Annotated in this window: 7 protein-coding genes; 4 read left to right on the top strand and 3 right to left on the bottom strand. The window is 68.9% G+C overall.

Translation table 11 applies throughout. The features are described from left to right. Window positions 1–3 precede the first annotated feature (3 nt). Window positions 4–543 (bottom strand): hypothetical protein, encoded by a 540-nt coding sequence (locus tag C1931_RS15345; RefSeq protein ID WP_108756959.1) that lies wholly within the window; start codon window positions 541–543, stop codon window positions 4–6. Window positions 544–675: 132 nt separating this feature from the next. Between C1931_RS15345 and C1931_RS15340 the strand changes: the two genes are divergently transcribed. Further along, the gene (locus C1931_RS15340) at window positions 676–2832 is read left to right on the top strand and encodes a bifunctional (p)ppGpp synthetase/guanosine-3',5'-bis(diphosphate) 3'-pyrophosphohydrolase (protein WP_108756958.1); all 2157 of its coding nucleotides are present in this window, start codon (window positions 676–678) and stop codon (window positions 2830–2832) included. A gap of 30 nt (window positions 2833–2862) precedes the next feature. After that, window positions 2863–4428, top strand: coding sequence for a hypothetical protein (locus C1931_RS15335; RefSeq protein WP_108756957.1), 1566 nt, complete (start codon window positions 2863–2865; stop codon window positions 4426–4428). On the opposite strand, the gene C1931_RS15330 is transcribed toward C1931_RS15335, so the two are convergent. Then, complete coding sequence (locus C1931_RS15330; protein ID WP_108756956.1) at window positions 4425–6524, bottom strand: glycosyltransferase; 2100 nt, start codon at window positions 6522–6524, stop codon at window positions 4425–4427. The genes C1931_RS15335 and C1931_RS15330 overlap by 4 nt on opposite strands. A gap of 95 nt (window positions 6525–6619) precedes the next feature. Here C1931_RS15330 and mrcB point away from each other — a divergent pair, with 95 nt between their 5' ends. Further along, entirely contained in the window at window positions 6620–9058 is a 2439-nt protein-coding gene (mrcB, locus tag C1931_RS15325; RefSeq protein WP_108756955.1) for a penicillin-binding protein 1B, read from the top strand. Beyond that, window positions 9058–9591 carry a hypothetical protein gene (locus C1931_RS15320; RefSeq protein WP_108756954.1) on the top strand — a complete coding sequence of 178 codons (534 nt, stop codon included), beginning with the start codon at window positions 9058–9060 and terminating at the stop codon, window positions 9589–9591. Before mrcB ends, C1931_RS15320 begins: the two co-directional genes overlap by 1 nt. A gap of 143 nt (window positions 9592–9734) precedes the next feature. Here the strand turns inward: C1931_RS15320 and C1931_RS20565 are convergent. After that, the coding region (locus C1931_RS20565) for an IS3 family transposase (protein WP_234412834.1) at window positions 9735–10303 on the bottom strand (569 nt) is incomplete at its 5' end.

The raw sequence follows: 10303 nt of genomic DNA, 5'->3' as shown, positions 1-10303 counted from the left end.
CCGTCATTTGGTACGGCGCACCTTGGGCTGGGTGTTCACGCCTTCGACCTTCATGTACCACACGCCCATCATGCCGGGGCTGATGCTCACGCTCGGGTTCTGCTTGCGCACGCCGCTCACGCTGCTGGCATCGATCTGTTCCCACTGCTGGCCGTTGTCCAGTGCGTAGACCCGGCCCTTGCCGAAGCCACGGAACTCGCCCTGCAGGATCGCGTTGATCGGCTCCTTGCTGCCGAAGTCGAAGAAGCCGCGGTTCTTCACGATCACTTCCTGGCGGCCTTCCTCGCGGGCCTCTTCGCGCACGGCGGCCACGGCCTGGGTGGTGGCCGCTTCCACCTTGCCCTGCAGCCAGCGGTTCAGCGAGGCCAGCTCGGTAGCGGACAGCTTGTCCAGGCCGGCGGCCTGGAACTCGGCCGGGCTCATCTGCTGCTGCAGGTCGCCTTCCACCACGCGCTGGGCCAGCGCAGGGGTGGACAGGGACAGCAGCAACGCGGCGCTGGCCCACAGGCGCAGCTGTGCACGGGGAAGAGGGCGGGAAACCATGGGCGGGACTCTCGTTTTGGATGACCGCGAGTGTAACGGCATGTGTTCATGCCCGGTCGTGCGCAGCGCGGCGATTGTTCCTGAACGGCGCCGGCGCTAGTGTAGAGGTCTCATTGTCCAACGTTCGATGCTGTGAACCGCGCTTCTGTCCCCGGCCTGGATGCCTTGTTGAACCGTCCCTCTGCAGCGGTCCTGCCGGCCCCGCTGCGCCAGGCCCTGCGCGAGCGATGGCCGGGCGCGGACGCAGAGCCGTCCATGCGTGCGAACTGGTCGGTGCTGGGTGACACCCTGGATGCGCTGGCCATGCTCACTTCGGATGAGAGCGTGGTGCTGGCCGCGCTGTTGTTCGATCTGCCGGCCCTGCGCGAGCACCTGGACGCATTGCCGCTGGGCAACCATGCAACGGCCGTGGCCGGTCTGCTGGACGGCGAGGACGCGGCCGATCCGGTCTGGGCGCTGCACGCCGGCCGCGAAGCGGGCCGCAACAGCGAAGGCCTGCGCCGTCTGCTGCTGGCCATCATCCGCGACCTGCGGGTGGTGCCGATCCTGCTGGCCCGGCAACTGGCGCGCATGCGCGCGGCCGACAAGCTGGACGAACCGCAGCGCCGTGCGCTGGCCCAGCTGACCCGCGACATCCATGCGCCGCTGGCCAACCGGCTGGGCATCTGGCAGTTGAAGTGGGAACTGGAAGACCTGGCGTTCCGCCATCTGGAGCCGGACACCTACCGCCGCATTGCGCGCGAGGTGGACGAGACCCGTATCGCCCGCGAGCGGTATGTGGAAAACGTGAAAAAGGTGCTGTCGCGCGAACTGGCAGCACAGGGCCTGCAGGCCGAAGTCAGCGGCCGCCCGAAGCACATCTACAGCATCTGGCGGAAGATGCAGAAGAAGCGGCTGGCCTTCGACCAGTTGTACGACATCCGCGCGGTGCGGGTGATGGTGGACGACGTGGCCGCCTGCTACGCCGCGCTGGGCGTGGTGCACGCGCTGTGGGCACCGGTGCCCAGCGAGTTCGACGATTACATCGCCCGGCCCAAGGCCAACGACTACCGTTCGCTGCATACCGCCGTGGTCGGCCCGGAAGGGCGCACGATCGAAGTGCAGATCCGCACCCACGACATGCACGCCCAGGCCGAACTGGGCGTGGCCGCGCACTGGAAGTACAAGGAAGGCGGCAAGGGTGCGGAAAAGGCCTTCGACCGCAAGATCACCTGGATGCGCCAGTTGCTGGAGCAGGCGCAGGACGGCCAGGGCAATGAACTGGCCGGGGCGCTGGATGCCGAATTGACCGAAGACCGGGTCTATGCGCTCAGCCCGAAGGATGAAGTGCTGGACCTGCCGCAGGGCGCCACGCCGCTGGATTTCGCCTACCAGGTGCACACCATGGTCGGGCACCGCTGCCGTGGCGCGAAGGTCAACGGGCGCATCGTGCCGCTGACCTACCGGCTGCGCAGCGGTGACCGTGTCGAGATCCTCACCGGCAAGGAGGCCGACCCGCGCCGTGACTGGCTGATGCCCGCGCTGGGCTTCCTGGCCAGCAACCGCTCGCGCGAAAAGGTGCGCAGCTGGTTCCACAAGCTGGACCGGGCGCGCAACGTGCATGCCGGGCGCGAGCTGCTGGAACGCGAACTGAAGCGGCTGGGCCTGCAGCATGCCGACCTGGCCGGCGCGGCGAAGAAATTCCATGCCGACAGCGTGGATGATCTGTACATCCAGGTGGCGCTGGGCGATACCGGGCCCAACCAGGTCAGCCGTGCATTGCTGGAAGCCGAACGTGCGGCCAGCCAGCCGGCCCCGGCGCCGGCCCTGCCGCGGCCGACCGCGCGCCGGGAAAACCTGGGCAAATCCAAGTTCACCGTGCAGGGCGTGGGCAACCTGCTGGTGCAGCTGGCGCGCTGCTGCCAGCCGGTGGCCGGCGAACCCATCGTCGGTTACCTGACCCGCAGCCGGGGCGTGACCGTGCACCGCGCCGACTGCGCGGCACTGGCCCGACTGGCCGCGACCAGTCCGCAGCGGATCCTGCCGGTGGAATGGGGCCAGGCCGGCGGTGGCTACGAGGTGGACGTGGTGGTCGATGCGGTGGACCGCCGCTGGCTGCTGAAGGACATCACCAACCTGATCGCGCAGGAAGATGCCTACGTGCTGGATATCCACAGCGACAACGTGCGCAACAGCGGCCGCGCGCATCTGCGGCTGCGCCTGAAGGTGACCGACTATGGCCAGCTGTCCAACCTGCTGGGCAAGCTGGATGCGCTGCCGGGCGTGAGCGAGGCGCGTCGTCTGGGCTGAGCTTCACGCTGCCCCGGCTACCCTGCACGCATGGAACGCGAGCCCCCGCACCCCGCACACGGCACGGCGCACCCGGCGCTGGACCGTGTCCGTCGCGAGGGCCGCTGGTGGTGGCTGCAGGCCCGGCATGCACGCCGGGTGTGGCGCTGGGCGCTGCTCGCCGCAGTAGCGGTGTTCCTGCTGCTGGTGCTGGTACGCAGGCCGTTGGCCGACTGGTTCTGGGATGATTCGCAGATCGAGCAGTTGCTGGCCGAGGGCGACCGCGCGCTGGCTGCCGGGCGCCTGACAGCGGCCGACGGCAGCGGCGCACGCGAGCGCTACCAGGCCGTGCTGGCGCTCGATGGCGACCGTCCGTTGGCGCGACAGGGGCTGGCGCAGACCGGTGCGGCAGCGCTGCAGCAGGCCCGCGAGCGACTGCAGGCCGGTGATCTGGACGGCTGTACGCAGCTGCTGGCGTTGGCCCGCGAACTGCAGGTGCCACAGGCCCAGACCGATGCGGTGGCGCAGCAGCTGCTGGCGCGGCGGCGTGCCGGGGCCGGCGTAGGCGCGCTGCTGGCGCAGGCCCGCAATGCCTTCGCGGCGGGGCGCCTGGACGAGGGCGAAAACAGCGCACTGCCGCTGTTCCAGCGGGTGCTGGCCTTGCAGCCGGACAATCTGTCGGCGCTGGAAGGGCGCGAAGACGCGCTGAGCGATCTGTTGCAGGAAGCGCGCGTGCAGGCCGGGCAGGGCGCGTTGGCCGCCGCGTCGGAGACCGTGCAGCGGGCGCGCCGTTTCGATCCCGGGCATTCGGACCTGCCAGCCACCCAGGAGGCGCTGGCCGAGGCCACCGAACAACGCCTGCGGCAGGCCCAGCGTGCGCTGCAGCGGCAGCAGCTGGATGCCGCTGCCGAGGGTTTCCTGGCCGTGCTGGCGGTGACCGCTGATGATGCTGCGGCGATCCGTGGCCGCGAGCAGACCCTGCAGGCGCTGCTGCTGCGAAGCCAGCGCCATGCCGAAGATTTCCAGTTCCAGGCCGCCGAACATGATCGCGGCCTGGCCACCGCGCTGGGCGCTTCGCCACTGGCCCTGCAGCAGGACCTGCAACGCGTGCAGCGCGCCCGCCAGGCCGAACAGGCGCTGCAGCTGCCGGGGCAGGGGCGTGCGCAGCGCGAGCGACTGCTGCGTGGGCATCTGGCCCGGATCGAACGCGCTGAACGTGCGCAGCAGTGGATCAGCCCGCCGGGGCACAGTGCCTACGATGCATTGCGCGAGGCGCAGTCACTGGCGCCGCGCGACCCCCGGGTGCGAGCGGCGGCGGCACGGCTGCTGCCGGCCAGCCAGCGCTGCTTCGACGACAACCTGCGGCAGAACCGCGTGCAGGCTGCCGGGGCCTGCCTGCAGGCGTGGCAGACCCTGGCGCCCACCGCATCGGCCTTGCCCGGCGCGCGGGTGCGCTTGGCCCAGCGCTGGCTGGCGATCGGCAGCGAACGCCTGGGGCGCGGCGATGTGCAGTTCGCTGCCGGCGCGGTCGAGCAGGTGCGGCGGCTGCAACCGGACCTGCCTGAACTGGCCGCCTTCGAACAGCGGCTGCGCCAGGCCGGTGGCCAGGCGGACTAGCGGAAGAACACGCGCTGCACGGTGGCGCGTGCGGCATCCAGCGAAAAATGCCGGGCGACATTGTCCAGCCCCGCGTCGGACAACTGCTGCCACAGCTGCGGGTCCTGGTACAGGCGCGCGACGGCGTCGGCAAAGGCTTCGGCGGTGTCGGCCACCAGCACGTCGCGACCGGCCTGCAGGTGCATGCCTTCCACCGCGCAGGTGGTGCCGACCACGGGCTGGCCGTGGGCCATGCTCAGGTTGATCTTGCCCTTCACCCCGGCGCCGAAGCGCAGCGGCGCGATGGCGATGCGCGCGCCGTCCATGTACGGGGTGATGTCTTCGACGAAGCCGTGCATCTGCACGCCCGGCTGGGTGGCCGCCAGCGCCTTCAGGCTGTCCGGGGCGCCGGCACCGATCACGTGCAGCTGCACCTGCGGCAACCGCGCGCGCAGAATGGCAAACACGTCACCGATGAACCACGCCATCGCATCCAGGTTCGGCGGATGGCCGAACCCGCCCACGAACACCAGATCGTGGCGCTGGGCCCAGGGCGCGCCGGCACCTGCGACTTCGTGCAGGTTGGAAATCAATTCGACCTGCACCTGCGGCGCATCGGCCTGCAGCTGCTCGCGCTCGGCGGCGCTGACCAGCACCGTCACGTCACACTGGTCCATCACCGCCAGTTCGCTGGCGCGGGTGCGTTCGGCGTTGCGCAACAGGCCGGCATCACCGGCCACTTCGGCACCGCGGCGTTCGCGCAGGTAGTGCAGATCGACCGTGTCGAACACGGTGTGTGCCTGCGGCGCGTAGCGCTTGACCAGCGGCAGGCAGGCGTTGGCGACGTGGTGGCGCACCAGCATCACCACATCGAATCGTGCGCCGTGGGTACGCAGCCAGCCGGCCACGCCGTCCAGGAACGGTGCATACCAGACTTCCACGCCCATCCGCTGCAGGGCTTCGGTGGCCTCGCCGGCATGCTCGCGGCGGGTCGGTACGAACACCACGTGGGCGCCGCCCTGCAGCAGCAGGCGGATCAGGTTCATCTGCCGCAGCGAGCCGGAATCGCGCTCGGGGCGGGGCACTTCCTCATCCAGGATCAGCACCTGGCGGCGACCGCGCAGCAGCAGGGCCGGCGAGGGCACCTCACCCACCGCCGGGTGCGTGGCCAGTTCAGCGGCCCACTTGCTGGCAAAAATGCCCTGGTTGCGCACCTGGTAGGCCTTCACCCCGCTGCCGGTGTCGGTGCCATTGCTGGTGCCTTCGTCATGCACCACACGGCTGGCCGGTTGCACCAGCACGCGCAGGCCCTGCGCACGCACGCTGAAGGCCAGATCGGTGTCTTCGTAGTAGGCCGGCTTGTAGCGGGTATCGAAGCCGCCCAGCTGCTGCCACAGGGTGCGCGGCAGCATCAGCGCGGCACCCGAGCAGTAGTCGACATCGCGCAGGCTGGCGTAGCGCGGATCGTCGGCGGCTTCGAAACGGCCGTAGCTCCAGCCACTGCCATCGCGGAAAATCACCCCGCCCGATTCCTGCAGGCGGCCGTCCGGGTAGAGCAGCTGGCTGCCCACCAGGCCCGCGTCGGGCACGCTGTGGAAGGTGTCCAGCAGTGCGTCCAGCCAGCCGGGCTGCGGCACCGTGTCGTTGTTCAGCAGCACCACATGGTCGCCGCGCGCACGCGACACGCCGTCGTTGCAGGCTTCGATGAAGCCGCCGTTCTGCGCGCGCACTTCGTAGCGCAGGCCGCTGATGCGGGGCATCCACTGCGTGGTCTGGTCGCTGCTGCCGTCATCGACCACCAGGATCTCGCAGGGCACCGCCGGTGGGTGCGCCGCTAGTGCGCGCAGGCAGGCCAGCGTGTGCTGCACATGGTTGTAGACGGGAATGACGATGCTGACCTGCGGCGCATCGCTGCTGGGAACGCTGAACGGCGCGAAGGCCTGCGCCGCGGGCAGGTACAGGGGCGTGCGCGGTGCCGGCACGGCGCGCTGGGTGTGCACGCGGATGCGCTGCCAGGTGGCCCGCCAGCCGCGGGTACGCAGACTGGCCAGGCTGCGCTGCGCCAGGCCGGTCAGGCGGTTCAGCAGGTAGCGCCATTCGGCCAGGGACATCGCCATCCGGTAACAACTCCAGCTTAAGCAGGGAATCGGCGGGAATTCGCCAGCCACAGCGGCTGGGGTAGACTCGCCAGACCCTACATTGTCGCATTCCCGTGCCCCGACGCTACGATTCCGACGACATCGACGATCTCGACGACGACACCCCGACCGGTGACGGCCCCTCCTGGCGCAGCCGCCTGATCACCTGGAGCATGGCCGCCTTCGCGCTGGGCCTGGGCTTCCTGATTCCGTACACGCTGTACCTGAACCAACAGGTGACCCAGCGTTTCGGTGAACTGCGCTGGCAGATTCCTACGCGGGTCTATGCGCGCCCGCTGGTCGTGGTGCCCGGCAAGGCGATGGACGCGGCCACCCTGAAGACCGAACTGGCGGCCTCGGCCTACCGCGATGACGGCCAGGGCAAGGAGCCGGCCACCTACGCGGTGCAGGGCGGTCGCTTCACCATTTCCAGCCGCGGCTACAACGATGTGGATGGCCGGGTGGCGCCGCGCCGGGTGGAACTGACCCTGTCCGGCGGCAGCATCGCCTCCCTGCGCGACGCCGACAGCCGCAAGGCACTGAAGGCCGCGCGCCTGGATCCGGCGCGAATCGCCACCCTGTACGGGCAGAAGCAGGAAGAGCGGCGCCTGGTGCGCATGGATGAAGCGCCCGACCTGCTGGTGACCGGCCTGCAGGCGGTGGAGGACAAGGACTTCAACCGCCACCACGGCATCGATCTTTCCGGCATTGCCCGCGCCGTGTGGGTCACGATCCGTTCCGGTGGGCAGAGCCGCCAGGGTGCTTCCACGCTTACCCAGCAGCTGGCCCGCAGCGGCCTGCTGGGCATCGGCAAGGAACAGACCGTCACCCGCAAGTTCAATGAAGTGCTGTACGCGCTCATCATGGAAGCGCGCTACGACAAGCGCACCATCTTCGAGGCCTACCTGAACCAGGTGTACCTGGGCCAGCGCGGAAGCCAGGCGATCCACGGCATGTCCTCGGGCGCGGAATTCTGGTTCGGCCGCGATCTGTCGTCGCTGGAAACCGAACAGGTCGCGCTGCTGATCGGTCTGGTGAAAGGACCGTCGTACTACGACCCGCGGCGCAACCCGGAACGCGCGCTGGACCGCCGCAACTTCGTGCTGGGCAAGCTGCACGAGGCGGCGCTGATCGACGACGCCGAGTACCAGCGTGCGCTGAAGGCGCCGCTGGGCGTGCCGAAGACGCCCGGCCTGGTGGCGGCCAACCGCTTCCCGGCGTACGTGGATCTGGTGCGCCGCCAGCTGGGCCACGATTACCCCGAAGCCGCCCTGCAGGGCGCCGGGCTGAGCGTGATGACCGGCATGTCACCGTCGGCCCAGGCCTATGCCGAGGGCGCAGTGACGCGCACCATCAAGTCGCTGGAAAGCAAGCGCCGCCCGGAACTGCAGGCCGGCATGGTGCTGACCGACGTGCACAACGGCGACGTGCTGGCCGTGATCGGCAGCCGCGAGGTGTCCGAGGTCGGCTTCAACCGTGCCATCGAGGCACAGCGTCCGGTGGGTTCGTTGCTGAAGCCGTTCGTCTATCTGCTGGCGCTGGCCCAGCCGGACCGCTATTCGCTGGCGACCTGGGTGGATGATTCACCGGTGACGGTGCAGCTGGGCCGTGGCCGCAACTGGAGCCCCGGCAACGCTGACAACCGCAGCCATGGCACGGTGCGCCTGATCGACGCGCTGGCCCATTCCTACAACCAGGCCACGGTGCGCGTGGGCATGCAGGTGGGGCCGGAGCGGGTGACCCAGCTGATCCACGTGCTGGCCGGCCTGAAGGCCGAGGCCAACCCGGCGGTCATCCTGGGCTCGACCGACCAGAGCCCCTACGCCATGGCCCAGCTGTACCAGTTCCTGGCTTCGGGTGGCGAGATCCAGCCGCTGCACGCCGTGCGTGGCGTGCTGGACCCACAGGGCAAGCTGCTCAAGCGCTATGACAAGACCCCGGCGCCGGCGCAGGAAGGCGATTCGATTGCCGCCAACCTGATCAGCATCGGCCTGCAGCAGGTGGTGGCCAGCGGCACCGCGCAGCGCCTGAATGCCGATGGCCTGGGCCGCCTGCAGCCGGCCGGCAAGACCGGCACCACCAACGATGGCCGCGACAGCTGGTATGCCGGTTACACCGGTGACCACCTGGCGGTGATCTGGATGGGCAACGACAAGAACGAGCAGGCCGGCCTGTACGGTGCCACCGGCGCCATGCGGGTGTGGTCGGGCATCTTCCAGCGCCTGCCCAGTGCCCCGCTGAAGGTCAGCAACAAGGGTCTGGACTGGCAGCCGGTGGCCGCCACCGGCACCAACAGCACCGATGAAGGCTGCCCCGGCGCGCGTCGTTTCCCGTTCGTGGTGGGCTATGCCCCGGCTTACGCGCCCTGTGCGCCGGCCAGCGTGCCCGAAGAGCAGGGCGGCGAAAGCGAAGGTGGCGGCTGGCGCAGCTGGTTCGGCCTGGACCGCAAGCCCGATCCGCCCGCCGAACCGGCCGCTGCCCCGGCCGCCACGACCCCTTCCCCCAGCCGGTGATGCCGATGAACCTTCGAACCCTGTATGCGCCGGTGGCCGTGGCCACCCTCAGCCTTGCCCTGGCGGCCTGCATGAGCAGTGCGCCGCAGGTGGTCAAGCCGGTGGACACCACCACCCCGGCGCAGCGTCTGGCCGCCGTGGATGCGGCTGCGGGCCCGGACGACAAGGAACTGTCGGTGCAGCCGCTGCGTGATTCGCAGGTGGAAGACCTGCGCCAGGCGGCGTTGGCACAGCGCCAGGGCAATGATCTGGCCGCTGCGGCCGGCAGCCTGGACCAGGCGCTGCAGATCGTGGCCGGCGACCCGTCGGTGCTGCAGGAACGGGCCGAGGTTGCGTTGCTGCAGGGCCAGTGGGGCGAGGCTGAGACGTTCGCGCGCAAGGCGGTGGACCTGGGATCGAAGACCGGGCCGCTGTGCCGGCGCCACTGGGCGACCATCGAGCAGGCACGACTGGCGCGTGGCGAGAAGGAAAACGCGGTATCGGCGCATGCGCAGCTGGAAGGCTGCACCGTGCCGGGGATCAAGCGGTACTGAGTCATTCCCCTCCATCGGGCGCTGCCCCCTCTGCGGCGCGCGCTCACCGATGGTGGGTCGTGATGGGCCGGGTGGGTGGGGCGTGCAGGACACGCCGTAAACCCATCCATGAAGTGACCCCCTGAAGTTGGACAGGTGGGGGATCAGGCGGCCAGCGCGGCCTGCTCCCGGTACTGTACGGGGCTCAAGCCCTTTAGTTTCAAGCGGATACGATTCTCGTTGTAGTACCGGATGTACTCCACCAGCCCAGCTTCCAGGCTATCGATGCTGTCAAAGGTGTTCAGGTAGAAAAATTCCGACTTCAGGGTCCCGAAGAAGCTTTCCATGGCCGCGTTGTCCAGGCAGTTGCCACGCCGGGACATGCTCTGTTTCAGCGAGTGCTTTTCGAGCTTGTGGCGGTAGTTTTCGTGCTGGTAGTGCCAGCCTTGGTCGGAGTGGATCATCGGACGATCTTCCGGTGAAAGCCTCCTGATCGCTTGGTCCAGCATTTCACCCACCAGGTCAAACACGGGCCGGCGCTTCATCTGGTATGCCACGATTTCGCCGTTGTAGAGGTCCATGATCGGCGAAAGATAGAGCTTCATGCCCTGCACCTTGAACTCGGTTACATCGGTCACCCACTTGCGATTGGGCATCTCAGCCTCAAACTGGCGGCCCAGGTCGTTGGGAACCACGACATTGGCCGCTCCCTTGAACGCGCGATAGCGCTTGA

It is taken from the genome of Stenotrophomonas sp. YAU14A_MKIMI4_1, assembly GCF_003086855.1.
GTDB lineage: Bacteria > Pseudomonadota > Gammaproteobacteria > Xanthomonadales > Xanthomonadaceae > Stenotrophomonas.
This window is presented reverse-complemented; position numbering and strand designations above follow the sequence as displayed.

Coding starts and splice junctions, on each gene's coding strand:
- C1931_RS15345 (WP_108756959.1), bottom strand. CDS start 543: ATGGTTTCCCGCCCTCTTCCCCGTGCACAGCTGCGCCTGTGGGCCAGC.
- C1931_RS15335 (WP_108756957.1), top strand. CDS start 2,863: ATGGAACGCGAGCCCCCGCACCCCGCACACGGCACGGCGCACCCGGCG.
- C1931_RS15330 (WP_108756956.1), bottom strand. CDS start 6,524: ATGGCGATGTCCCTGGCCGAATGGCGCTACCTGCTGAACCGCCTGACC.
- C1931_RS15320 (WP_108756954.1), top strand. CDS start 9,058: ATGCCGATGAACCTTCGAACCCTGTATGCGCCGGTGGCCGTGGCCACC.